The following is a 24,079-nucleotide window of genomic DNA, read 5'->3' as shown; positions in this document are numbered from 1 at the left end:
CTCAGGCCTGGGGCCGGCGGCCGGTGAGCACGCGGCGCAGGTCCGCGCGCGTCTCGGGGGTCAGCGCGTGGCCGGCGCTGGAGACGAACTGCGTCATCTCGTACGCGACGACCTTCATGTCGCAGTCGGAGGTGGTCAGCACGGCCAGTCCGGCGTGGGCGTCGATGCCCATGAACAGGAAGTACCCGTGGGTGAGCCGGATGATGATCTGCTCGCAGGTGCCCTTGTCGAACAGCGCCGCGCTGTTGCGCGCCAGGCTGAGCAGGCCGCTGGAGATCGCGGCGAGCTGCTCGCGCTCCTCGGTCGACATGTCGTCGGAGGCGGTGAGCGGGAAGCCGTCCGAGGACATGATCAACGCGTGCGACACGCCGTGGACCTTGCGGACGAAGTCGTTGATCAGCCAGGTGAAGTCCTGGCCGGTGTCGGCGGTCACTGCTGCTGCTCCCCGGATTCGTCGGTGCCCTGCTTCTCCCGCGCCTCGCGCTCGCCGTCGGTGAAGGCGCCGAGGTCGGCGAGCAGTTTCTCGTGCCCGGCCGCCTGGTCCTCGGCGGGGGCGGGTTCGGCCGCCGCGGGTGCCTGGCCCTGGGGGTTCTTGAGGCTGTGCGAGACCCGGCGGGGCAGGCCGCTGGCGGTGGTGCCGCCGACCATCGAGCCGGGCTGGGGACGGCGCGCGGGCGCGGGCTTCGGCGGCGCCGGTTCCCGCTTCGGCAGCCCGGAGCGCGGGCGGGCCGGCGCTTCCGCCGCCGCGGCGCCACGCGCGGCCTGCGGGAACACCACCATCTGGGTGCCCGACCAGCTGGCCTCGGGCAGGTCGGCGACGAGTCCGGCGGGCAGCAGCACCGTGGCCGTGGTGCCGTGCGGGACGCGGCGGTCGAGCCGGGTGCGCAGGTCGTGGCGGGCGGACAGCCGCCGCACCACCGCCAGGCCCATGTGCCGCACCGCGGAGTCGTCCAGCACCGGCTCGCCGGAGAGGCGGTCGTTGAGCTCCCGCAGCCGGTCCGGCGGCAGGCCGATGCCCTCGTCCTCGATGCGCAGCAGCACGCTGCCCTGCTCGGTCAGGTGCGCGCTGACCCGCACCGGGGTGTTGGGCGGCGAGGACTTCGTCGCGTTGTCCAGCAGCTCGGCGAGCAGCCGGCTGAGGTCCTCGCTCGCGAACCCGACCACGCCCAGCGACACGATCCGGCCGAGGGTGACCCGGGCGTACTGGTCGATCGACGACATCGCGCCGCGCACCACGTCGACCAGCGAGGTGGTCTCGGCCGCGGTGTCGCTGGCGTCACGGCCGGCCAGCACGCGCAGGTTCTCGGCGTTGCGGCGCAGCCGGGTGGCCAGGTGGTCGAGCCGGTACAGCTCGCCGAGCCGGTCGGTGTCCTCCTCCTTGGCCTCCATCTCCTCCAGCTGCGAGAGCAGGGAGTCGACCAGGTTGAGGTCGCGCAGCGCGACGTTCGCGCAGAGCGCGGCCAGTGCTTCCTCGTTGACCCGTTCGCCCTCCGCCCGGGCCGGGGACCGCACGATCACCGGCGGCGGCGGTTGCGCGGGTGGCGGACCGAAGAGCTGCGAGGCCGCTTCCTTCGAGCGGTCCAGCAGCGCGCGTGAGCGGTTGAGCAGTTCTCGAGCCCGCGTCGCCATGTCGTCCTAACTGCCTGGGTTCGTCACGTGCCGGGGCCCCAACCGTCGCGGGGACACCTTTCCCCGCGTGTGGCCGAACCCGCGCCGGTGCACGCTATGCAACCATTGCGACCCCGGCCGTGTCCACCACTCTCCGCGATCTTGACGCACCGTGCCCGGGTGATCAACGGATGGTGTTTTGCCTTGCGCGGCACGGAAACGCTCAGGTGAGCCGGACGTCCAGCCGCGCGGGCCCGCCGCCCACGTGCGTCGCCTGCCGGACCGGCGCGTAACTGGTAGCGACGACGGTGTAGGTCCCGGGTTCGAGGTCGTGGAAGGCGTAGCGCCCGTCCTCGCCCGCGTACGTGCTCCGCGTGACGTTGCCCGCTTCGTCGAGCAGGCTCACCGTGATCCGCGGCCACGGGCGCGGCAGGTCGCCCACGGTGACCGAGCCGCGGATCACCGCCGCCTCGGCCAGTTCGACGTCCTGCCGCACGGACGCGTCGGTCATGGGCACCGCGACCGCCACCGGCCGGTACCCCGGGGCGTTCACGGCGAGCGTGTACGCCCCGGCGGGCAGCGCGCCGAAGGAGTATTCGCCACCCTGCCCGGACAGGTAGGAGCCGACGACCTCGCCGCGCGCGTCGGCCAGCGTCACCGTCGCGTCCGCGACCGGCACGCCGGTGGTGGCCGAGCGCACCACGCCGCCGAGTCCGGTCGCGCTCTCCAGCACGAGGTCCGGACCGGCCGCGGTGCCGCCGACGGTCACGGTGGCCGCCTCCGGCCGGTACGCCGGCGCCGACGCGATCAGGACGTGGACGCCCCGGCCGGGCGCGGGCAGCCGGTAGCCGCCGTCGCCGCCGGTGGTGCCGCGCGCGATCTGCTGCCCGCTGGAGTCGACGAGCGTGACCACGGCACCCGGCACCGGGATCCCCGCCACGTCGCGCACCCGCCCGGTCACCTCGGTCATGAGCGCGCCTGCTCGGGACGGCCGGCGCGCAGGTCGGCGTCGACGGTCGCGGTTTCGCCGCCGCCCAGGTCGACCTGCCGCACCACGGGTTCGAACAGGCTGGTCACCACGGTGTAGTCGCCGGGCGCCAGGCCGGCCACCAGGTAGTCGCCGTGCTCGTCGGTCACCGCGGTCGCGGCGAGTTCCCCGGCGGCGGTGCTGACGGTGACGCGGGCGCCGGGCACCGGGCGCTCGTCCGGCCCGGTGACCGTGCCGCGCAGCGTGCCGGCGGCCTGGACCAGCAGGTCCGCCACGGCGGGTTCGGTGCCGGACACCGCGACGGTGGCGGCGGCCGGGCGGTGGCCGTCCAGGTGGGCGGTCACCGTGATCTCCCCGGCGGGCAGGCCGGCGAGCTGGAAGGTGCCGTCGGCGCGGGTGCGGGTCCGCGCGAGCACCTGGCCGTCGCCGTCCGTGGCGACCACCGCGGTGTCCCCGGCGCCGGAGCCGCCGGGGGAGCGGCGCACGATGCCGGTCACGGTCCCGCCGCCGGACACCACGAAGTCCCGCACCGCGCCCGAGCCGTTGAGCGTGACCGCGGCGGCCTCCGGCTGGAAACCGGGTGCGGTGACGATGAGCGTGTAGGTGCCCGGGCGCAGGCCGGGCACCGCGTAGCCGCCGTCCGCGCCGGCCCGGGTGCGGGCGGCCTGCCTGCCGTCGGCGCCGGTCACGGTCACCACCCCGCCGGCGAGCGCGGTGCCCCCGGCCGTGCGGAGCCGACCGGCGATCCGTCCCGGGCCCGCGGTCACGGCGTCGTGCTCGCTCACGTCGACGATCTCGCCCGCGGCGGCGGCCAGTTCGGAGCCCGCGGTCTCGTGCGGCTGCCCGGGCGCGGCCCGGCGCGAGGGCCCGGTGAACCAGGACGCGAGCGCGGCGATCACCGAGGCGATGATCGCGAACCAGAACGCGGCGGTGAGACCGTCGGCGAACGGGCCGGAGATCAGCTGCGGGAAGAAGCTGCGCCCGGTCAGGTAGGCGGCCTGGTCCGGCGGCAGGGTGTGCAGCACGCCGCCGAGGAGCTGTTCGATCGGGTTGTAGCCGAGGAACGCGGCGAACAGCACCCCGACCGGCGGCAGCGACGCGATCTGGTTCGCGTCCGCGGCCGGCACGCCGTGAGCGGTCAGGCCCTGCGCCATCGCGGTCGGCAGGTGGTCGGCCAGTCCGGCGATCATCAGGCTGAAGAAGAAGCCGATGGACAGCACCATCGCCGAGTTCTGGAAGGTCGCGGTCATGCCCGCGCCGGCGCCGCGGGCGTTGTTCGGCAGGCTGTTCATCACCTCGGCCCGGTTGGGCGAGGTGAACAGGCCCATGCCGAGTCCGTTGAGGAGCAGGATGGCGGCGAAGGCCCAGTAGCCGAAATCGACGGGCAGGACTTCCAGCAGGACGAAGCTGACCGCGGTGATCAGCATGCCGCCGGTGGACAGGAACCGGCCGCCGATCCGGTCGGAGATGACGCCGGAAACCGGTGCGGAGACCAGGAATCCGATGGTCAGCGGCAGCATGTAGATGCCGGCCCACAGCGGGGTCTGCTCGAAGCTGTAACCGTGCTGCGGCAGCCAGATGCCCTGCAGCCAGATGATCAGCACGAACTGCAGGCCGCCGCGGCCGAGCGAGGCGAGCAGGTTCGCCAGGTTGCCGAAGGTGAACGCGCGGATCGTGAACAGCCCGAGGTTGAACAGCGGGTTCGCGACCTTGGTCTCGATCACGCAGAAGACGACGAGCACGGCGGCGCCGCCGATGAGGCAGGACAACACGAACGGGCTCGTCCAGCCCATCGTGTGGCCGCCGTAGGGCTGGATACCGTAGGTGATACCGACCAGCACGGCGATGAGGCCGGCCGCGAAGGTCAGGTTGCCCCACCAGTCCATCTTCGCGCGGTGGCGCTCGCTGGTGTCCTTGAGCTTGAGGTAGGCCCAGATCGTGCCGAACACGCCGAACGGGACGGACACGAGGAAGACCAGCCGCCACTCGACCGGGCCGAGCAGGCCGCCGATCACCAGGCCGAGGAAGGAACCCGCGATCGCGGCGACGCCGTTGATGCCCAGCGCCAGGCCGCGCTGGCGCTGGGGGAAGGCGTCGGTGAGGATCGCGCTGGAGTTCGCCATCAGGAACGCGCCGCCGATGCCCTGGACGATGCGCCAGGCGATCATCCAGATCGCCGCCGCGTCCCCGGTCGTCCAGGTGATCGCCAGGAAGACGGACGACACGGCGAAGACGGCGAACCCCAGGTTGTACATCCGGACGCGGCCGTACATGTCGCCCAGCCGCCCGAACCCGACCACCAGCACCGCGGTGACGACGAGGAAGCCCATCATCATCCACAGCAGGTAGCTGGTGTTCGACGGCTCCAGCGGGTTGATGCCGATGCCGCGGAAGATGTCCGGCAGCGCGATGAGCACGATCGAGGAGTTGATCGTGGCCATCAGCATGCCCAGCGTGGTGTTGGACAGCGCGATCCACTTGTAGCGGGGACCGAGCGCAGGGTGCACTTCCATCACTCCCACCAGCGAAAATTAGTTGACCTATGCTAACTGGTTTCGCCGTGCGGGTGATGCGGCTCGCGCGTGATCCGGCTCGCAGGAATCTGGCGCATTTCCGGAGAATGTGCATCCAAGCGGACACTTCCGGCGAGCAGAAGCGGCGTTGACAGCGCCGCACGAGTATCAGTAGACCTGATAACCATGGATCTCAGTCAGCTCGAGGCGATCGACGTGCACGTCCACGTCGAGACCGACGACCACGGGCACCTGTCCCTGCCCGACGACTTCGTCGAGGCGTCCTCGGCCTACTTCGGCGCCGGCGCCCGGCGGCCGACCATCGACGAGATCGCCGCCTACTACCGCGAACGCCGCATCGGCGCGGTGCTGTTCACCGTCGACATCGAGGCGTTCACCGGGCACCCCGCGCTGTCCAACGAGGAGATCGCCGAGGCGGCGGCCAGGCACCCGGACGTGCTCATCCCGTTCGCCAGCATCGATCCCGCCAAGGGCCGGGCCGGCGCGCGGCAGCTGGAGCGGCTGATCGCCGATCACCGGGTGCGCGGCCTGAAGTTCCACCCGAGCCTGCAGAACTTCGCGCCCAACGACCGCAGCGCCTACCCGCTGCTGGAGATCGCGCAGGAGCACGGCCTGCCCGCGCTGTTCCACACCGGGCAGACCGGCATCGGCGCGAACATGCGCGGCGGCGGGGGAGTGCGCCTGGGCCTGTCCAACCCGATGCTGCTCGACGACGTGGCGATCGACTTCCCGGACCTGACGATCATCATGGCCCACCCGTCGTTCCCGTGGCAGGACGAGGCGCTCGCGGTGGCCACGCACAAACCGAACGTCCACATCGACCTGTCCGGCTGGTCGCCCAAGTACTTCCCGCCGCAGCTGGTCCGCTACGCCAACAGCCTGCTGCAGGACAAGGTGCTGTTCGGCTCGGACTACCCGCTCATCACGCCGGACCGGTGGATGGCCGACTTCGCGCGCCTGGACATCAAGGACCACGTGCGCCCGAAGATCCTCAAGGACAACGCCGTCCGCGTGCTCGGCCTGGGTTAGGAGCCGGAGATGATCCACCGCAGCCCGCTCCCGGACGTCGAGATCCCGGACGTCACGCTCACCGAGTACGTGATCGGCGGCGCGGCCCGCTTCGGCGACGCGACCGCGCTCGTCGACGGCCGCACCGGCGAAACCCTGACGTACGCCGGATTGCGTGCGGCGGTGACGGCCGGGGCGGCGGGCCTCGCCGCGCACGGCGTCGGGCCCGGTGACGTCGTCGCGCTGATGAGCCACAACCAGCCGTCGTTCGTGGTCGCCCTGCACGCGGCGATCGCGGCCGGGGCGGCGGTCACCCCGGTCAACCCGGCGCTGACCCCCGGGGAGATCGCCAAGCAGCTGCGGCTGTCCGGGGCGCGGGTGGTGATCGCGGCGGAACCGGTGGCGGACAAGGCACTCGAGGTGGCCGGCGAGGTGTTCGTGCTGGGCGAGCGCCCGCGTGCCCGGTCGTTCACGTCGCTGTTCACCGACGGGCCCGCGCCGCGGCTCGGCCTGGACCCGGCCACGACGGTCGCGGTGCTGCCGTTCTCCAGCGGCACCACCGGGATCCCCAAGGGGGTGCGGCTGACGCACCGCAACCTGGTCGCGAACCTGGCGCAGACGCGCGCCGGGTGGCGGATCGGGCCGGACGACGTGCAGGCCGCGGTGCTGCCGTTCTTCCACATCTACGGCTTCACGATCATCCTCAACTCGGGCCTGCTCGGCGGGGCGAAGGTGGTGACGCTGCCGCGGTTCGAGCTGGACGAGTACCTGCGGACGCTGGCGCGGCACCGGGTCACGCGCGCCTACTTCGCGCCGCCGATGGTGCTGGCGCTGGCGACCGCGCCGCACGTCGAGGACCACGACCTGTCCAGCCTGCGGTTCGCGCTGTGCGGGGCGGCGCCGCTGGACGTGGCGGTGACCGAGCGCGCGCAGCGGCGGCTGGGCTGCCTGATCCGGCAGGGCTACGGCATGACCGAGGCCAGTCCCGGCACGCACCAGGTGTTCGACGAGGATTTCGAGCGGACGCCGCCGGGCAGCGTGGGGCGGCTGTCGCCGAACACGCAGGCGCGGATCGTGGTGCCGGGGACGGATGACGACGTCGCCCCGGGCGAGACCGGCGAGCTGCTGATCCGCGGCCCGCAGGTGATGGACGGCTACCTGGACGACCCGGACGCCACGGCGGCGACGATCACCGGCGGCTGGCTGCACACCGGTGACCTGGTGCGCGTCGACGAAGACGGCGTGTTCTGGATCGTGGACCGGCTCAAGGAGCTGATCAAGTACAAGGGCTACCAGGTCGCGCCCGCCGAGCTGGAAGCGGTGCTGCTGACCCACCCGGCCGTGCTGGACGCCGCGGTGGTCGGCGTGCCGCACCCCGAGGGCGGCGAGGCACCGAAGGCGTTCGTGGTCACCGCGGAGCCCGTCGGCGGTGACGAGCTGATGGCGTTCGTGGCCGGGCGGGTCGCGCCGTACAAGAAGGTGCGCGAGGTCGAGTTCGTCGAGCGGATCCCCAAGTCCCCGACGGGCAAGATCCTCCGGCGGCTGCTCCGGACCTGACTCCTAGGACCTGGCAGCGAGCAGGATGTCGCGGGTCAGTTCGAGCTGTCCGTGGTGCTGGGCCAGCTCCTCGTAGACGTGCACGAGGGCGGTGCCCTGCCGCCGCCCGACCGGGGTGCCCGCGTACTTGTCCGGGACCTCGCCGCGCGGCGGGGCGTCGAAGTCGGCGGCCGCGGCGTCCGCGCGCAGCTGCTCGCGCGCCCGGGCGAGCCGGTCGAGGAGCGGGGCGACCGGGCCGGAGGCCGTGAACTCGGCCTCGCGGTCGCGGTCCACGGTGCGGCCCGCCACCACCTGGCCGGCCCAGGCCGCGATCACCCCGACGCAGTGGTTCACGATCGCGTAGGGCGTGTTCGCGCCCGGCAGGTCCGGCCGCGTGTTCGCCAGATCGTCGCCCAGGGCGGTGAGGATCGCCGCCATCCCGTCGAGCGCGCGGTCGGTGAAGAACAGGAAGCTCTCTTCATCCAGCATGATCACCATCTTCCCCGAAGCGCGCCGCCCACGGTTCGGGTGGCAGGGCGAGGGCGTTGGCGAGCCCGCTGATCGTCCGGTACCAGCCGGCCAGCACCAGGAACTCCAGCAGCTGGGTGTCGGTCAGGTGCGCGGCCAGCCCGGTCCACCGGCCGGGCGAAACCGTCGCGGTGTCGTGCAGCTCGTCCACCGCCCCCACGAGTGCCCGCTGTCGCCGGGACCAGACCGGCGCGTCGGCGCCGCCGTGCACCGTCGCGGCCAGCTCATCCGCCGTGAGCTCGGGGAACACCACCGCGTGCACGCCCCACTCGTACTCGCATCCCGAGCGCGCGCACGCCCGCGCGATGACCAGCTCCCGGTCGGCGGCGGGCAGCTCCCCGTGGGCGAGCAGGCCGGCGCCGAGCACCCGCATCCGCGACGCGAGCTCCGGGTGCCGGTGCAGCACGCGGAAGAGCACCAGCGGATCGTGCGACACCTGCGGCGCCATCCAGCGGCGCAGGGCGTCCTCGATGCCGGGCGGATAGGGCGGGGTCAGCGGCGCGATCCGGGTCATGGGGCCTCCTCCGGGACTGCTTCGATTTCCGAACCAGTGTGGCGCTTCGATAATCGAAGCGCAAGGAGTGAGTCGCGCCGGTGATCTTTCACCTGCTGAAAACACGGCTGGTCCCGGCGCCGTGCCCCGGCCACAGTGTGGTCGTCGCATCTACACCAGAGGAGCTGCAGATGACTGCGTTCGTGCGCGACCAGTGGTACGTCGCCGCCTACGGGAGCGAGGTCGGGCGGGAACTGCTGGCCAGGACGATCCTGGGCGAGCCCATCGTCTTCTACCGCACCGAGTCCGGCGACGTCGTCGCCCTCGCCGACCGCTGCGTGCACCGCCGCTACCCGCTGTCCGAAAGCCGCCTGGACGGCGACCGGATCGTCTGCGGCTACCACGGCTTCACCTACGAACCGTCCGGCACCTGCGTGTTCGTCCCCGGTCAGGCGCGCATCCCGCGCACCGCGCGCGTGCCGTCCTACCCGGTCGCCGAGCAGGATTCCTTCGTGTGGGTGTGGATCGGCGACCCCGCCCGCGCCGACACCGCCCTGATCCCGCGCGCGCCGTGGCTCGCCGACCCCGCCTACACCACCGTGTGCGGCATGGAGCCGCTGGCCGCGCGCTACGACCTGCTCGTGGACAACCTGATGGACCTGTCCCACGAGACCTACCTGCACGGCGGCTACATCGGCACGCCGGAGGTCGCGAACACCCCGATCACCACCGAGGTCGACGAGGACCGCCGGATCATCTACGTCAGCCGCCACATGGACGACGCGGCCTGCCCGCCGTTCTACGCCGAGTCCACCGGCATCGACGGCCGCATCACCCGCTGGCAGGACATCGAATACCACCCGCCGTGCCTGTACCTGCTGCACAGCCGCATCGCGCCGGTCGGCGTGCTGCCCAACGCCGACGGCACCGACCCGGACGGGTTCCACGTCGAGGTCGTCTACGCGATCACGCCGGAGACCGAGCACTCGACGCACGACTTCTGGGCCGTGGCACGGGACTTCGCGCTCGATGACCAGGAGGTCTCGGACTTCCTCGCGGAGAACAACCGCACGGTCGTGCTCCAGGACGTCGTCGCGCTCGACATCCTGGAGAAGGTGATCCAGTCCGAGCCCGAGGGGTACCAGGAGCTGTCGGTGAACATCGACACCGGCGGGCTCGCCGCGCGGCGCATCCTGAAGAAGATGGCCGGGGAACAGCAGAAGGCCGCCACGCGATGACGGAACGGACCGCGATGCTGCACGGCGACACCGTGTACCGCATCCACTGGAAGCTCGGCACCGATCTGCTCGTCGGGGTCTGCTACTGCGGCGCCGAGCACGAGTCGGAGGATCCGGTCGAGCTGTGGGAGTGGCTGCTGGCCCATCCCGGCGGCCACGACGACCCGGCGCCCACCGGTGACCCGGTGCTCGCCGGAGCGGGGAGCGCGCGATGACGGCGGTGCTGACCGAAGTGGAACTCGACGTTCTTCTGGAGCGCAAGGAAGAACTCGCCGACGGAGTGGTGCGGCTGACCCTGCGGCACCCCGCCGGCGAGCCGCTGCCGAAGTGGGAGCCGGGGGCGCACCTGGACCTCGTGCTCGGCGAGGGGCTGGTGCGCCAGTACTCGCTGTGCGGCGACCCGGCGGACTCCTCGGCGCTGCAGGTCGCGGTGCTGCGCGAGCCGGACGGGCGCGGTGGTTCGGCCCACGTGCACGATCGTCTGTCCACTGGGGACACCGTCCGGATCCGTGGTCCGCGCAACCACTTCCGGCTCGTCGACGCGCCGCGGTACCTGTTCGTCGCCGGCGGGATCGGGATCACGCCGATCGTGCCGATGATCGCGCGGGCCGACGCCGCCGGCGCGGACTGGCGGCTGGTGTACGGCGGGCGGTCGCGGGCGTCGATGGCGTTCCGCGCGGAGCTGGTCGAGCGTTACGGCGACCGGGTCGAGATCCGGCCGCAGGACGAGACCGGGCTGCTCGACCTGGACGCGCTGCTCGGCGAGCCGCGTCCGGGGGTGGCGGTGTACTGCTGCGGGCCGGAGCCGTTGCTGGCGGCGGTCGAGCAGCGCTGTGCGGCGTGGCCGCCGGGTTCGCTGCACGTCGAACGGTTCTCCCCGAAGGCGGGCGCGGACGTGGGGGAGCGGACGGCGTTCGAGGTGGAGCTGGCGGCCTCCGGCCGGACGGTGACCGTGCCCGCGGGCAAGTCGATCCTCCAGGCGGTCGAGGAGGCCGGGGTGAGCGTGCTGTCGTCGTGCCAGGAGGGCACGTGCGGTACGTGCGAGACACCGGTGCTGGACGGGGTGCCGGACCACCGGGACTCGCTGCTGACCGACGCGGAGCGGGCGGCGAACGACACGATGATGATCTGCGTGTCGCGTTCGTGCGGGCCGCGGCTGGTGCTGGATCTGTAGACCGCGGCGGGGCAGGATGATCGGATGGACGGCGAAGTCCGGAGTGTCACCGGCAAGGTTCTGGCGCTGCTGGGCGCGTTCACGCCGGCCTGCCCGGAGCTGACGCTGTCGGAGCTGGCGCGGCGGGCCGGGCTGTCGCTGGCGACCGCGCACCGGCGGGTGGCGGAGCTGGTGGCGTGGGGCGCGCTGGAGCGCGGGGCCGACGGCCGGTACCGGGTCGGGTTGCGGTTGTGGGAGGTCGCTTCGCTGGCGCCGCGCGGGCTCGGGCTGCGCGAGGCGGCGATGCCGTTCCTGGAGGACCTGTACGAGGTCACGCACGAGAACGTGCAGCTCGCCGTGCGCGAGGGCCTGGAGCTGGTGTTCGTGGAACGGATCGCGGGCCGCAAGGCGGTTCCGGTGTGGACGCGGGTGGGCGGCCGGTTCGCCCTGCACGCCACGGGTGTCGGGCTGGCGTTGCTGGCGCACGCGCCGGTGGAGGTGCAGGAGGAGGTGCTGGGCTCGCCGTTGCAGGCGTACACGGAGAAGACGGTGACGAACCCGGCCCGGCTGCGGGAGATGCTCGCGGCGGTGCGCCGGACCGGCTACGCGGTGAGCGACGGCCAGGTGACGACCGACGCGGTCTCGGTGGCGGCCCCCGTGCGGGACGGCGAGGGCACGGTGATCGCGGCAGTCTCCCTGGTGGTCCACGCGAGCGGCGCCCACCCGGCGACGCTGGCCCCACTGGTCCAAGCGGCGGCGCGCGGAATCGGCCGGGCGTGCGGCTCCCCCGGCGGGGCCAGGGTCTTCCCCCGGGAGCCGATCGCGCGGTGATCCGTGCCGGGCAAGCGCGCGGCCGAGCGGGCACGGCGCCTCGCGCTTGCGGGACGCAACTGGGCTGCCTGCGGGTTGTACCCGGCGGTTCTGAAGCTCGCGCTCCCGGGGAGCCCGGCAGGCTCGCCCGTGCCCGCCTCCTCAGCCGGTCCGCGCACCCCGTCAGGCAGTCAGCAGCTTCCGCACCTCCCCCACCTCGTCGTCGTTCACCAGGTGCTCCCGGTCCTCGTACACGCGCAGCGTCACCGCCGCGTCCATCCGCTCCAGCAGCCTCGCCGTCGCCTCCGCTCGCTCCAGCGGCACCCACTCGTCGTAGCGGCTCGTGCCGGCGAAAACCGGCGTGCCGGCCAGCGAGCCCGACGGCGCGCGCTCGTCCGGCCCCAGGTAACCGCCGGTCAGCAGGGCGGCCCCGGCATACCGCCGCGGTGAGCGGACCAGCAGTTCCGACACCAGGCACGCCCCCTGCGAGAACCCGATCAGGACCACCTCCTCCGCCGCGATCCCGGCCTCCGCGATGCGCGCCAGGTGCGCCGCCATCGCCTCCAGCGCGTAGTCCGCCCACGGCTGGTTCACCGCGAGCGGCTGCATGAACCCGGCCGGGTACCAGGTCTGCCCCGCCGCCCGCGGCAGCACGTACGCGACCTCCGGCACCGCGACCCGGTCGAGGATCGCGAGCATGTAGTCCGGCGTCTGACCCCGCCCGTGCACGACGAGCGCGGCGCGCCGGGCCCGGGCCAGGGGCGCGCCCGTGAAGACCGGGGCCGGTTCCAGGTGCGGGTTGCTCACGGACGCGATCGTATCGGCCGGCACCGACGATTCCGGGCGCTAGCGTGCCGGCATGAGCTTCGCCGAGCTGCACCACACCGGCAAACCCCTGCTGCTGCCCAACGCCTGGGACCACGCCTCCGCCGCGGTCCTGGTGGCGGAGGGCTTCCCGGCGATCGGCACCACCAGCCTGGGTGTCGCCGCCGCGGCCGGCCTGCCCGACGGGACCGGCGCGACCCGCGACGAGACCGTCGCGCTCGCCCGGCGCCTGACCCGCCTGCCCTGCTACCTCACCGTCGACATCGAAGGCGGCTTCGCCGACGACCCCGCCGAGGTCGCCGCCCTCGGCGCGGAACTGGCCGCGCTGGGCGTGGCCGGGGTGAACATCGAGGACGGCCGCGACAACGGGCGCCTCGCCGACCCCGCCCACCAGCAGGAGCTGATCGCCGCGCTCAAGGCCGCCGCGCCCGGCCTGTTCGTCAACGCCCGCACCGACACGCACTGGCTCGCGACCGGGGAGGACCCCGTCGCCCGCGTCCGCGCCTACCAGGAGGCCGGGGCCGACGGGGTGTTCGTGCCGGGACTGCCGGACGAGACGTCGATCGCCGCGGTGGTCGCGGCGGCCGACGTCCCGGTGAACGTCCTGTTCTCGCCGTCCGGTCCGCCACTGGACCGGCTCGGCGAACTCGGCGTGCGGCGGATCAGTTGCGGATCGCTGCTGTTCCGGGCGGCGCTGGAGGCCGTGGCCCGCACGGCCGGCGCGGTCGCCACCGGCGGCGAGATCCCGCCCGTCCCGGCCTACGCGGACGTGCAGGCGCTCAGCTCGCCCGGAACAGCCGCCGCACCACCGCCGCCAGGATCGCCAGCAGCGCCACGGTGAACCCGAGCAGCGCGACCCGGATGTCCACCGCCTGCGTGGCCACCCCGAGCGCGAGCACCGGCACCGCGAGCCCGGTGTAGGCGGCGAGGAACAGCCCGGCCAGCGCCTCACCCCGGCTTTCCGCCGGGGCCAGGCCGAGCACGATCCCGATGCTGCCCTTGAACCCGGCGCCCGCCCCGGCACCGGCGAGCACCGCGCCGAGCAGGAACAGCGCGAGGCTGGGCAGCCACACCGCGACCGTCACCAGCACGAGCCCCACGGTCAGCAGCCCGAGCCCGGTGGCGAGCAACCGCCGCAACCCCGTGCGCGCCAGCACGATCTGCGCGACCGCGGCGGCCCCGAACACGGCGAACACGCTCACCCCGGCCAGCGCGTGCGAGTGCTGGTGCAGGGTGTTCGCCAGGAACCCCGGCGCGAGCGAGGTGAACAGGCCGAACACGGCGAACTCGGCGAGCGCGGCCGCCCCCGCGGCGAGGTAGCGCGAGCGGGCGTGCGGCGGCACCGAAACCCGCTGCGGGCGGTAGCGCACGCGCGTGGCGGTCACGGTTTCCGGCGTCAGCGTCACCGCGAGCGCGCCGAGCAGCATCAGCGCCTGGAACACCAGGTAGGGCACGTGCAGCGGGTCGCCTGCGTACTCGGCCAGCAGCCCGGTCACGAGCGGGCCCAGCCCGATGCCGCCGAGGTTGGCCGCCGTCGCGACGACGTCGGCCCGGGTCCGCGCCGCGCCCGGCCGGGCGGCCAGGTGCAGCTCGGTCAGGTGCGCGGTGGCGGTCGCGGTGAGCATGCCGATGCTGATACCGGACAGGAACCGCGCCGCGAGCAGCGCGGGCACCGACGACCAGGCCAGGAACACGACCCCGGCGAGCACGTTCACCAGCACCGCGGGCATTAGCACGCGGCGGCGGCCCACCCAGTCGGACACGTGGCCGGCCACGAACAGGCTGGCGATCACACCGAGCGCGTAGGCGGCGAAGACGAGGGTGACCGTGAACGGGCCGAACCCGTCCTTGGCCTGGTACAGCACGTACAGCGGCGCCGGGGCCGCGGAAAAGCCCATGGTCACCGCGAAGGTGTAGGCGACGAGCCAGAAGCCCGCGCCGTGACGGCGGGACGCGGTGCGCGGGGCGGTGGTCTCAGTGATCACGAGCCCAGGGTGCGCCCGATCGGCCATCTCGTCCAACGAATGTTTTCGCTCGCAGCTATCGCGGTGTTAGATAGCCGGTGTGGAACTGCGCCAGCTGTCGTACTTCGTCGCGGTCGCCGAGGAGCTGAGCTTCACGCGCGCGTCCCAGCGGCTCCGGGTCGTGCAGTCGGCGGTGTCGACGGCGATCCGCGCGCTGGAGCGGGAGGTCGGCGCCGAGCTGTTCGACCGGGACAGCCGCCGGGTCGCCCTGACCGCCGCCGGCGCGGCCATGCTGCCCGAGGCGCGCACCGCACTGGCCGCGGCGCGCGCGGCGGCGCAGGCCGCGGCGGGCGCGAGCGGTGAGGTGCGCGGCGTGGTCACCATGGGCACGCTCCTGTCGACCGGGCGGGTGAACGTGCCGCGGCTGCTGGGGCGGTTCTCGCGGCGGCACCCGCGCGCCGCCGTGCGGTTGCAGTACTCGCCCTCCGGCTCGGCGGGACACGTGCGGGCGGTGCTGGACGGGCGGATGGACCTGGCGCTGGCGTCCCTGCCGGGGCGGGCACCGGCGGGGCTGGCGCACGAGATCGTCGCGGAAGAGGACCTGAGCCTGCTGGCCGCGCCGGACCACCCGATGGCGCGCCGGAGCGCGGTGACGCTCGCCGAGCTGGCGGAGGAGTCCTTCGTGGACTTCCCGGCCGGATGGGGGAACCGGACGCTGGTGGACCGCGCCTTCGCCGGGGCGGGACTGAGCCGGCAGGTGCCGCTGGAGGTGCCGGACTACGTCACCGCGCGGGCACTCATCTGCCAGGGGCTCGGGGTGGGTTTCCTGCCCGCGGGCGCGGCGGGGGAGATGACGGGCGTGGTCGAGGTGCCGCTGGCCGAACCGCTGCGCTGGTCGGTCTCGGTGATCCACTCGGCGGCGCGACCACTGTCCCCCGCGGCGGCGGCCCTGCTGCGGGAGGTGCACGCGGAGCTGGAGGTCTAGGCGTTCGCCGGAGTTCACCGCGCTGGTGCGGTGGCGGCGATCCTCAGGCTGCGTGCGCCCGCTGCGCCCGGAGCTCGGCGAGCCCGGCCTCGGTGGGCACGACGGGCACGTCCTCGGTTCCCGGGCCGGGCGCGGCGGAGATCAGCTTGCGCCAGCTGAGCCGGTCGAGCGCCTCGCACTCCCAGGGCGGGACGCGCCCGGCCGCGGCGCCGTCGGGGCCGGCCCACATGTAGCAGGTGGGCGCGCCCCACAGGCCGTTGTGGAACAGGATGAGCCCGGCGGCCGTGTCGGCCAGGGCCTGCAGTTCTTGCGCGGTCATACCACAAAGGGTGCCCGCGGGGAAGACGAGCACACATCCGCCGAACCACCGAGTCGGCTACGTATTGTCATCCGTACGTGTGGCCTGGCGCACCAGTGCCTCCAGCACGTCGACCGCGACGGGCAGCGCCGCCTCGTCCACGTCGAAGTACGGGTTGTGGTGCGGCGCCGGGTTGCCGCCCCCGACGACCGTGTACGTGGCCAGGCCGCCCGCGCGCTGCACGGCTTCGGCGAAGAGGCTGGCGTCGTCGCTGCCGCCCATCTCGTGCAGCCGCACCGCCCGCTCACCGTGACCGCACGCGTCGGCGGCCGCGAGCACCGCGTCCAACAGCTCGTCGTCGCAGGTGAGCGACGTCGAACCGCCGGTCTCCTCGATCTCCACCGCCACGCCCTGTGCCTGCGCGGCCCCGCACAGCACCTGCTTGACCCGCTCGGTGAGGTCGGCGTTCACCGCCCCGTCCTTCGACCGCGCCTCGCAGGTCAGCTCGGCCACCGCGGGCACGATGTTGACGTTGCCCCCGGCGTGCAGGGTGCCGACGTTGACCCGCGTGTCGGCCGCGGAGAACCGCGGCAGGCCGTGGATGCCGAGCACGGCCGTCGCGGCCGCGAGCAGCGCGTTGCGGCCGTCCTCGGGCGCCGCCGCCGCGTGCGAAGCCACCCCGGTGAAGCGGGCGCGCATCTTGGTCGTGGCGAAGATGCCGGTGATCCCCGCCGCGACGGCCGTCGCCGGCAGGTCCAGGCCCAGGTGCACGGCCAGGAACCGGTCGACCCCGGCGACGGCGTCCGCGGCGAGCATCGCGCGGGCACCCCGGCCGCCCTCCTCGGCGGGCTGGAACAGGAACCGCACGGTCCCGGGGAAGTCGCGGTCGGCCAGGCGCCGCGCCAGCGCCAGCCCGATGGCCACGTGCCCGTCGTGCCCGCACGCGTGCATGAACCCCTCGTAGCGGGAGCGGAACCCGTTCGCCGCGGGCGCGTGCGCCGGGTCGTCGGCCTCGGTCACCGGCAGCGCGTCCATGTCGAACCGCAACGCCCACGCCGGACCGGGCCGGCGGCCGGCGAGGTCGGCGATGATCGCCGTGCCCTCGGTGGCGAACCGCCGCACGTCCCCGGCGTCCGCGCCGGTCTCGACGGCCCGGTCCGCGAAGCGCCGCAGCGTGGCCTCGTCCGGGTAGGCGGGCACGCCCTCGCGCCGCATGGCCGCGACGCCGGTGCGCACCTCGACCGGGAGTTCCCGCAGGTGCGCCAGCACCGTCGCCGCCGTCCGCACCTCGCAGAAGGCGGGCTCGGGGTGCGCGTGCACGTCCCGGCGCAGGGCGACCAGATCCATCGGGCTCCTCTCATCGCGGCAGGTGCACGTGCACCCCCGGGCCGAACGGGATGTCCCCGAAGTAGAACACGGCGAGCAACCCCACCCACACCACCCAGAACGGGATCACGAAGATCGACATGCGGGCGATCAGCGTGCCCAGGCGGACGTCCGGTTCGTAGCGGCGCAGCACGGTCAGCAGCACGAACAGGTAGGGGCTGAGCGGGGTGATGATCTGCGTGGCCGAGTCACCGATGCGGTAGGCGGCCTGCACGAACCCGGGGTCGTAGCCCAGCAGCATGAACGCGGGCACGAACACCGGCGCCACCAGCGACCACAGCGCCGAGCCGGACGTGATGAACAGGTTCAGCACCGACACCAGCACGACGAACGCGAGGATGCCGGCGAACCCGGTCAGGTGCACCGACTGCAGGAACTCGGCGCCGCGCACGGCCAGCAGCGTGCCCAGGTTGCTCCACGTGAACACGGCGATGAACTGCGAGATCGCCAGGATCAGCACGATGTAGCCGGCCATGTCCTTGACGGCCTCGGCCATCATGGACGGCACGTCGCCCGGTCCGGTGATGGTGCCGGTCGTGACGCCGTAGGTGATCCCGGCGAGCACGAACGCCAGGAACAGCACCAGCACCAGCCCGGTCAGCAGCGGTGAGCTGATCAGCGAGCCGTTGTCGCCGCGCAGCGGGCTGCCCGGCAGCAGCCACGCCCCGGCGACTACCACCACGTAGGCCACGAGCACGATCGCGGCGCGGCGCAAACCCTTGCGCTGCACCGGGGTCAGCGCCGCGCTCTCGTCCGCCGCGGCGCCTTCGGGCGGGGTGTAGGGGCCCAGCCGCGGCTCCAGCACGCGCGCGGTCAGCCACGCGCCGAGGAACGGCAGGAGCAGCCCGGCCGCCGCGGTGAAGAACCAGTTCATCGCCATGGTGACCTGCGGCTGCACCGCGACCGGGACGACGGTCACCGCCTTCTGCGTGAGCCCCGACAGCAGGGCGTCGTAGCTGCCGAGCAGCGTGCCGGCGCCGTAACCGCCGGTGACGCAGGCGAAACTGCCCACCGCGCCGGCCACCGGGTGCCGCCCGGCGGCGCGGAACACCAGCGCGGCCAGCGGCGGGATGACGATGATGCCCGCGTCGGCCATGACGTGCGCCTGGAACGACACCAGCGACACCGCGAACGGCAGCAGCCAGCGCGGGGCGCGCGAGAAGACCGCGCGCACGGCCGCCTCGAGCAGCCCGGCGCGTTCGGCCAGGCCGACGGCCAGCAGCATCACCAGGACGTTGCCCAGCGGCGGGAAGGTGACGAAGTTGTCGACCAGCTTGCTCAGCAGGAACCGCACACCCTCGCCGGTGAACAGGCCCTTGACGGCCACCGGTTGCGTCGTGCCGGGCACCGTGACGGTGACGTGGCAGGCGGCGACCGCGGTGGTGATCACCGCGAGTGCCGCGAACAGGTACACGAACAGGAAGAACGGGTCCGGCAGGCGGTTGCCGACCCGTTCGACGAAGCCGAGGACCCGCTCGGCGGGGGACTGTTTCGCCTGTGCTGGGGTGGTGCTCAACCGCTGCCTCCTTGATCGTGCCGGGTCAGGATGGCAGCCGACGATGTCGGCGGGATGTCGGAGTTTTTCGGACAGGTGAAGTAAACCGGATCGCGGCAACCGGTGGCTCCGGAATTGTCGGTGGTGGCCGCTAGCCTCGGGCGCGTTGATGGACCACGACGAGGGGGGACCCGATGACCGAGATGTGCGAGCTGTTCGAGCTCCGGCAGTACACGCTGCACCCGGGGCGGCGCGAGGAGCTGGTGGCGTTGTTCGACCGGCATTTCGTGGAGTCGCAGGCCGAGGCGGGGATGCGGGTGTACGGCCAGTTCCGCGACCTGGACGACCCGGACCGCTTCGTGTGGATCCGGGGCTTCCCGGACGCCGCCCGGAGAGCCGAGGCACTGGCGGCGTTCTACGAGCGGCATCCCGCCTGGCGGACACACCGGCACACCGCCAACGCGACGATGGTGGATTCGGGCGACGTGCTGCTGCTGGAGCCGGTGACGGGAAGCCTGGATGCGGCGGGTGCGGGGCCGCCTGGCGTGGCGGGTTTCGGTGCGGGAGGTGCGGGGCCGCCCAGGGTGGTGGGTTCCGGTGGGGGAGGTGCGGGGCCGCCTGGGGTGGTGGTGGGTTCTGGCGCGGGAGATGCGGGGCCGCGTGGCGTGGTGGTGGGTTCTGGTGGGGGAGGTGCGGGGCCGCCTGGCGTGGTGGCGGGTTCCGGTGTCGGAGGTGCGGCGCCCGTGGCGGCGGCATCCGGGCTGTTCGAGATCGTCGTGGCCTACCCGGACGATCCGGCGGAGTTTCCGGACGTCTTCCGGCAGGAGATCACGCCCGCACTCGCGGAAGCGGGCACACCACCGCTCGCGTCCTTCCGGACTTCCTTGCGCCGCAACGACTACCCACGCCTGCCGATCCGGGAGGGCGAACAGGTTTTCGCCTGGCTGACCCGGTTGCCGCCCGGCCACGAGCGGCTCCCGCTCCCACCCGCGCTGACCGAACGATCATCACGGCCCCCCGACCGCCTCCGCCTCGCCCCGACGCCGCGATCCTGGCTCCGCTGACCGCCCGATCCACAACGGAGGTACCCGCTTGGATGATGACAACTGAAGATCAGCCTCGGACGGGCATGAGCCGATGGTTGCGCGTGGTCCGGTTCACCGCCGGGCCAGCAGTGGGATCCGGCCGCCTGCCAGGACCGCTTCCACCTGGCGTCGCGAGAGGCGGTGCCGGAGCGGGATGTCCGTGCCCGTGGTGGTGTCCGTGGCCGTGATCTCCTCGCCCTCGGGCAGTTGCGAGCGCAACGCCCGCAGCGCGAGGACGTGCCCCTGCTCGACGCGGTCGTAGTCGGCCGGGTCGGTGAACTCCAGCGCCAGGATGCCGAAGTTGGCGAGGTTCTGCCAGTGGATCCGCGCGAACGACTTGGCGATCACCGCCACCACACCGAGATGCCGCGGCGTGATGGCGGCGTGCTCCCGCGACGACCCCTGCCCGTAGTTCTCCCCGCCGACGACGAAATGCCCGCCCTCCGTCTCGCGGGCCCGCGACGGGTAGGTCTCGTCGACGCGGGTGAACGTGAAGCCGGCCAGCTTCGGGATGTTCGAGCGGAACGGCAGGGCCGCGGCACCGGCGGGGGAGATCTCGTCCGTCGAGATGTTGTCGCCCACCTTCAGCAACACGGCGCCCTCGACGTCGTCCGGCAGGGGCGGGAAATCCGGCAGCGCCGAAATGTTGGGTCCCTTGACCAGCTCCTCCCGCGCGGCCCGCTCCGGCGGCAGCGGCGGCACCAGCATCGCCGTGTTCACGGTCGCGCGCTCGGGGAGCTCGACCACCGGACTGGCCATCGCCAGCTCCCGCGGATCGGTGATCACCCCGGTCAGCGCGGCCGCCGTCGCGGTTTCCGGCGAGCACAGCCACACCCGGTCCTCCCGCGTCCCGGACCGGCCGGGGAAGTTCCGCGGGAACGTGCGCAGCGAGTTCTGCCCGGCCGCAGGCGCCTGCCCCATCCCGATGCACCCCAGGCACCCCGCCTGGTGCAGCCGCGCGCCCGCGGACACCAGATCCAGCGTCGCGCCCATCTTCGTCAGATCCGCGAGGATCTCCCGCGACGACGGGTTCACGTCGAAGCTCACCGCATCATGGGTCTGCCGCCCCCGCACCATCGCCGCCGCCACGGCGAAGTCCCGCAGCCCGGGGTTGGCCGACGAGCCGATCACCACCTGCCGCACCTCGGTGCCGGCCACCTCCCGCACCGGCACCACGTCGTCCGGCGACGACGGGCACGCGATCAGCGGCTCCAAAGCAGACAGATCGATCTCGTCGGACAGGTCGTACACCGCGTCCGGATCGGCGACGAGCTCCTCGAAATCCGAAGCCCGGTCCTGTGCCCGCAAGAAATCACGCACCGCCTCGTCGGCGGGGAACACCGTTGTCGTGGCCCCGAGTTCGGCGCCCATGTTCGCGATCACGTGCCGGTCCATCGCCGACAACGACGCCAGCCCCGGCCCGTGGTACTCCACGATCCGGTTCAGCCCGCCCGTGACGCCGTGCCGGCGCAGCATCTCCAGGATCACGTCCTTGGCCGACACCCACTCCGGCAGCGACCCGGTCAGCCGCACCCCCCAGATCTCCGGCATCCGCAGGTACAGCGGCTCCCCGGCGATCGCCATCGCGACCTCCAGCCCGCCGACCCCGATCGCGAGCATGCCGAGCGACCCGGCGGCGCACGTGTGCGAGTCGGACCCGACCATCGTGCGCCCCGGCACCCCGAACCGCGCCATGTGCGTCGGGTGCGAAACCCCGTTGCCCGGCTTGGAATACCACAGCCCGAACCGACGGCACGCCGAGCGCAGGAACGCGTGGTCCTCGGCGTTCTTCTCGTCCGCCTGCAGCAGGTTGTGGTCGACGTACTGGACGCTCACCTCGGTGCGCGCCCGGTCCAGCCCCAGCGCCTCCAGCTCCTGCATCACCAGCGTGCCGGTGGCGTCCTGGGTGAGGGTCTGGTCGACCCGCAACCCGATCTCGCGACCCGGCACCGGCTCACCGGACACCAGGTGGCTGTCGATCAGCTTGCGGGCGACCGGGAACCCCACCACTACCTCCGGCTGGCCCGCACGAACTGCTCCCGCGGGTGGTGCTGCTCGCCGGTCGCCACCACCTGTCGCCCGAACGGCAGTGAGATCAGCCAGTCCGCGGCGATCCGCGTCTTGCGGTGCGCGGTCGGCATCGTCATCAGGTGGTAGGCGCGGTGCAGCGCCCACGCCGGCCAGCCACGCAGCTTCACGCCGTAGATCTGCGCGACGCCCTGGTACAGGCCCAGGCTCGCGACCGACCCGGCGTAGGAGTGCCGGTAGCCCTCCAGCGGCCCGCCGCGCAGCGTGGCGACGATGTTCTTCGCCAGCACCACCGCCTGCCGCGAGGCGTGCTGCGCCGACGGCGCGCACACCGCGCCCGGCTCCTTGCTGGTCACGTCCGGCACCGCGGCGGCGTCCCCGGCCGAGAACACGCCCGGCGTGCCGTCCACCTCCAGCGTCGTGGCGCAGCAGACCCGGCCGCGCGGGTTCAGCGGCAGGTCGGTGTCGGCGAGCATCGGGCTCGGCTTGACGCCCGCGGTCCACACGATCGTGCCGGCGTCGAACTCGGTGTCGTCGCCCAGTACGACGTGGCAGTCCTCGCACGACTTGAGCGTCGTGCCCAGGTGCGCCTCGAAGCCGCGCTTGGTCAGCACCTCCAGCGTGTAGCTCGCCAGCGACGAGCTGACCTCCGGCATGATCCGGTCGGCCGCCTCCACCAGCACCCACCGCAGCTCCGACCGGTCCAGGCCGTAGGCGGGCAGCGCGTGCCGGGTCATGTCCTCCAGTTCGGCCATCGCCTCGATGCCCGCGTAGCCGCCGCCGACGAACACGAACGTCAGCAGCTTGCGCCGCAGCTCCCGGTCCCTCGTGCTGGACGCGATGTCGAGCCGGGACAGCACGTGGTTGCGCAGGTAGACGGCCTCCTCCAGGGTCTTGAACCCGATGCCGTGCTCGGCCAGCCCGGGAATCGGCAGCGTCTTGGACACCGAGCCGGGCGCGACCACGAGGATGTCGTAGCCGAGCCGCTCGACGTGCCCGTCGGCGACGCGCAGCGTGACCGACTTCGACGTCGTGTCGACGCCGGTCGCCTCCGCGGCCATCACCGTGCAGCCCGGCAGCACCTCGCGCAGCGGCACGACCACGTGCCGCGGCTCGACGGAACCGGCCGCGGCCTCGGCCAGGAACGGCTGGTAGGTCATGTACGACCGCGGGTCGACCACGGTCAGCTGGGCCTCCTCGGCGGTGAGCCGCTTGCGCAGCTGCCGGGCGGTCGTGGCGCCGACGTAACCACCGCCGAGGATCACGATCCGGGCGGGGTCAGCCACGCAGCGCCTCCTCGTCGGTCTCGAACTCCACTTCCTGCTGCTGCTCGGCCACGTCGCCGGCGTCCGCCTCGGGCGGCAGGCCCGGCTCCGGGCCGGTCTGCCGCGGGGCGTTCACGTTCTGCCGCTGGGCCAGCGCGTCGGCCACGGGGGCCTCGGGGTCGGGCGGCAGCGGCGACTCCCGCTCCAGCGCCTCGCGGACGGACTCCTCGTCGGGCTCGGTCACGCCCATCCCTCCTCGTGTCAGTGGGTCTTTTCGAGTTCGGCGATCGCCTGCTCGACACCCGCGACCACGTCGGGGTGGCCCAGCGGCAGCGGCGCGGGGATCCGGTCGTCGGCGCCGCCGGTGCTGTGCGCCACCACCCGCACGTGCACGCCGGACTGCGCGAGCGCGTCGATCCGCTCCCGGTGGTCGTCCACCCAGTGCCGGTCGGCGATCTCGCCGTCGCCCGGCGGCACGAACTGGTCCGCGGCCGGGTCGACCAGCAGCACCGAGCGCAGCGCGCGGGCGTGCTTCTCCGCCAGGCGCAGGGCCCCGTCGGCGAACGGCGCGCTCGCCACCACGTGCACCGCTTCACCGGGCGGGTCGGACAGCAGGTCGTCGGCCTGGGTCAGCCCGCCGTCGGAGGGCAGCCGGCACCACACGATCCGCCACCGGTCGGTCTTGTCCCGCCAGGTCGCCGGCAGGCCCTCGTGCTTGGCCAGGCCGGTCGGATCGAGCACCAGCACGGTCGGCCCGTCCGGGGTACCTTCGGTTACGGCGGCCGGGCCCTCGGCACGCACCGGGTCCGGGGAGTAGTTCATCAACCGCTCCTTTCTCCGGTCCCCCGGCTA

24 protein-coding genes are annotated in these 24,079 nt (G+C 73.0%); 9 read left to right on the top strand and 15 right to left on the bottom strand.

Annotation, left to right across the window (positions count from 1 at the left end; genetic code table 11):
* Position 1: 1 nt before the first annotated feature.
* From L1857_RS23975 to L1857_RS23960, 4 genes are all read right to left on the bottom strand, one after another.
* On the bottom strand, positions 2–433 hold the full coding sequence (locus L1857_RS23975; protein ID WP_116111051.1) for a roadblock/LC7 domain-containing protein: 432 nt from the start codon (positions 431–433) through the stop codon (positions 2–4).
* Positions 430–1,629, bottom strand: coding sequence for a sensor histidine kinase (locus tag L1857_RS23970; protein ID WP_116111052.1), 1,200 nt, complete (start codon positions 1,627–1,629; stop codon positions 430–432). The genes L1857_RS23975 and L1857_RS23970 overlap by 4 nt, the downstream gene beginning before the upstream one ends.
* Before the next feature lie 202 nt (positions 1,630–1,831).
* The gene (locus L1857_RS23965; protein ID WP_094007980.1) at positions 1,832–2,578 is read right to left on the bottom strand and encodes an MSCRAMM family protein; all 747 of its coding nucleotides are present in this window, start codon (positions 2,576–2,578) and stop codon (positions 1,832–1,834) included.
* Positions 2,575–5,109 (bottom strand): MFS transporter, encoded by a 2,535-nt coding sequence (locus L1857_RS23960; RefSeq protein ID WP_116111054.1) that lies wholly within the window; start codon positions 5,107–5,109, stop codon positions 2,575–2,577. The genes L1857_RS23965 and L1857_RS23960 overlap by 4 nt, the downstream gene beginning before the upstream one ends.
* Positions 5,110–5,295: 186 nt before the next feature.
* Here L1857_RS23960 and L1857_RS23955 point away from each other — a divergent pair, with 186 nt between their 5' ends.
* A complete protein-coding gene (locus L1857_RS23955) occupies positions 5,296–6,159 on the top strand; it encodes an amidohydrolase family protein (RefSeq protein ID WP_116111055.1) in 864 nt (287 codons plus the stop codon).
* A gap of 9 nt (positions 6,160–6,168) precedes the next feature.
* Positions 6,169–7,695: an AMP-binding protein gene (locus tag L1857_RS23950; protein WP_249466365.1), complete on the top strand. Its 1,527-nt coding sequence runs from the start codon at positions 6,169–6,171 to the stop codon at positions 7,693–7,695.
* A gap of 3 nt (positions 7,696–7,698) precedes the next feature.
* Here the strand turns inward: L1857_RS23950 and L1857_RS23945 are convergent, their stop codons facing one another.
* The gene (locus L1857_RS23945; RefSeq protein WP_116111079.1) at positions 7,699–8,163 is read right to left on the bottom strand and encodes a mycothiol transferase; all 465 of its coding nucleotides are present in this window, start codon (positions 8,161–8,163) and stop codon (positions 7,699–7,701) included.
* The gene (locus L1857_RS23940; protein ID WP_116111057.1) at positions 8,153–8,716 is read right to left on the bottom strand and encodes a carboxymuconolactone decarboxylase family protein; all 564 of its coding nucleotides are present in this window, start codon (positions 8,714–8,716) and stop codon (positions 8,153–8,155) included. The genes L1857_RS23945 and L1857_RS23940 overlap by 11 nt, the downstream gene beginning before the upstream one ends.
* A gap of 170 nt (positions 8,717–8,886) precedes the next feature.
* On the opposite strand from L1857_RS23940, the gene L1857_RS23935 reads away from it, so the two are divergent.
* Genes L1857_RS23935 through L1857_RS23920 form a run of 4 tightly spaced genes read left to right on the top strand, consistent with a single transcriptional unit; the run spans position 8,887 to position 11,917 of the window.
* Entirely contained in the window at positions 8,887–9,933 is a 1,047-nt protein-coding gene (locus L1857_RS23935; RefSeq protein WP_094007984.1) for an aromatic ring-hydroxylating dioxygenase subunit alpha, read from the top strand.
* Entirely contained in the window at positions 9,930–10,148 is a 219-nt protein-coding gene (locus L1857_RS23930; protein ID WP_094007985.1) for a hypothetical protein, read from the top strand. Before L1857_RS23935 ends, L1857_RS23930 begins: the two co-directional genes overlap by 4 nt.
* The gene (locus L1857_RS23925) at positions 10,145–11,107 is read left to right on the top strand and encodes a PDR/VanB family oxidoreductase (protein ID WP_116111058.1); all 963 of its coding nucleotides are present in this window, start codon (positions 10,145–10,147) and stop codon (positions 11,105–11,107) included. Before L1857_RS23930 ends, L1857_RS23925 begins: the two co-directional genes overlap by 4 nt.
* Before the next feature lie 24 nt (positions 11,108–11,131).
* Positions 11,132–11,917 carry an IclR family transcriptional regulator gene (locus tag L1857_RS23920; RefSeq protein ID WP_094007987.1) on the top strand — a complete coding sequence of 262 codons (786 nt, stop codon included), beginning with the start codon at positions 11,132–11,134 and terminating at the stop codon, positions 11,915–11,917.
* Positions 11,918–12,079: 162 nt separating this feature from the next.
* Here L1857_RS23920 and L1857_RS23915 read toward each other — a convergent pair whose 3' ends face one another.
* Positions 12,080–12,703: an alpha/beta hydrolase gene (locus tag L1857_RS23915; protein WP_094008012.1), complete on the bottom strand. Its 624-nt coding sequence runs from the start codon at positions 12,701–12,703 to the stop codon at positions 12,080–12,082.
* A 52-nt stretch (positions 12,704–12,755) separates the two neighbouring features.
* Between L1857_RS23915 and L1857_RS23910 the strand changes: the two genes are divergently transcribed.
* Positions 12,756–13,562: an isocitrate lyase/PEP mutase family protein gene (locus tag L1857_RS23910; protein ID WP_094007988.1), complete on the top strand. Its 807-nt coding sequence runs from the start codon at positions 12,756–12,758 to the stop codon at positions 13,560–13,562.
* Here the strand turns inward: L1857_RS23910 and L1857_RS23905 are convergent.
* A complete protein-coding gene (locus tag L1857_RS23905) occupies positions 13,501–14,706 on the bottom strand; it encodes an MFS transporter (RefSeq protein ID WP_094007989.1) in 1,206 nt (401 codons plus the stop codon). The two genes, L1857_RS23910 and L1857_RS23905, sit on opposite strands and share 62 nt — an antisense overlap.
* 79 nt (positions 14,707–14,785) lie before the next feature.
* Here L1857_RS23905 and L1857_RS23900 point away from each other — a divergent pair, with 79 nt between their 5' ends.
* Entirely contained in the window at positions 14,786–15,670 is an 885-nt protein-coding gene (locus L1857_RS23900) for a LysR family transcriptional regulator (protein ID WP_233157459.1), read from the top strand.
* A gap of 43 nt (positions 15,671–15,713) precedes the next feature.
* Here the strand turns inward: L1857_RS23900 and L1857_RS23895 are convergent, their stop codons facing one another.
* The 3 genes from L1857_RS23895 to L1857_RS23885 are packed head-to-tail and all read right to left on the bottom strand — an operon-like array spanning position 15,714 to position 18,870.
* Positions 15,714–15,989, bottom strand: coding sequence for a hypothetical protein (locus L1857_RS23895; RefSeq protein WP_094007991.1), 276 nt, complete (start codon positions 15,987–15,989; stop codon positions 15,714–15,716).
* 57 nt (positions 15,990–16,046) lie between these two features.
* A complete protein-coding gene (locus tag L1857_RS23890) occupies positions 16,047–17,315 on the bottom strand; it encodes an amidohydrolase (RefSeq protein ID WP_249466363.1) in 1,269 nt (422 codons plus the stop codon).
* Positions 17,316–17,325: 10 nt separating this feature from the next.
* On the bottom strand, positions 17,326–18,870 hold the full coding sequence (locus L1857_RS23885) for an AbgT family transporter (protein ID WP_116111061.1): 1,545 nt from the start codon (positions 18,868–18,870) through the stop codon (positions 17,326–17,328).
* 173 nt (positions 18,871–19,043) lie between these two features.
* Here L1857_RS23885 and L1857_RS23880 point away from each other — a divergent pair, with 173 nt between their 5' ends.
* A complete protein-coding gene (locus L1857_RS23880) occupies positions 19,044–19,913 on the top strand; it encodes a putative quinol monooxygenase (RefSeq protein WP_094007994.1) in 870 nt (289 codons plus the stop codon).
* 93 nt (positions 19,914–20,006) lie between these two features.
* Here the strand turns inward: L1857_RS23880 and L1857_RS23875 are convergent, their stop codons facing one another.
* The 4 genes from L1857_RS23875 to L1857_RS23860 are packed head-to-tail and all read right to left on the bottom strand — an operon-like array spanning position 20,007 to position 24,049.
* Positions 20,007–21,941, bottom strand: a complete 1,935-nt coding sequence (locus L1857_RS23875) for an aconitate hydratase (RefSeq protein ID WP_116111063.1) — start codon at positions 21,939–21,941, stop codon at positions 20,007–20,009.
* A 2-nt stretch (positions 21,942–21,943) separates the two neighbouring features.
* Positions 21,944–23,248: an NAD(P)/FAD-dependent oxidoreductase gene (locus tag L1857_RS23870; protein ID WP_094007996.1), complete on the bottom strand. Its 1,305-nt coding sequence runs from the start codon at positions 23,246–23,248 to the stop codon at positions 21,944–21,946.
* The gene (locus tag L1857_RS23865; RefSeq protein WP_240325306.1) at positions 23,241–23,477 is read right to left on the bottom strand and encodes a hypothetical protein; all 237 of its coding nucleotides are present in this window, start codon (positions 23,475–23,477) and stop codon (positions 23,241–23,243) included. The genes L1857_RS23870 and L1857_RS23865 overlap by 8 nt, the downstream gene beginning before the upstream one ends.
* A gap of 11 nt (positions 23,478–23,488) precedes the next feature.
* The gene (locus L1857_RS23860; RefSeq protein WP_094007997.1) at positions 23,489–24,049 is read right to left on the bottom strand and encodes a hypothetical protein; all 561 of its coding nucleotides are present in this window, start codon (positions 24,047–24,049) and stop codon (positions 23,489–23,491) included.
* Positions 24,050–24,079: the final 30 nt, after the last annotated feature.

It is taken from the genome of Amycolatopsis thermalba, from assembly GCF_023376025.1.
GTDB classification, from domain to species: domain Bacteria; phylum Actinomycetota; class Actinomycetes; order Mycobacteriales; family Pseudonocardiaceae; genus Amycolatopsis_E; species Amycolatopsis_E thermalba.
Note: the sequence above shows the minus strand (reverse complement) of the source record. Positions and strands in the feature narration are given on the sequence as shown.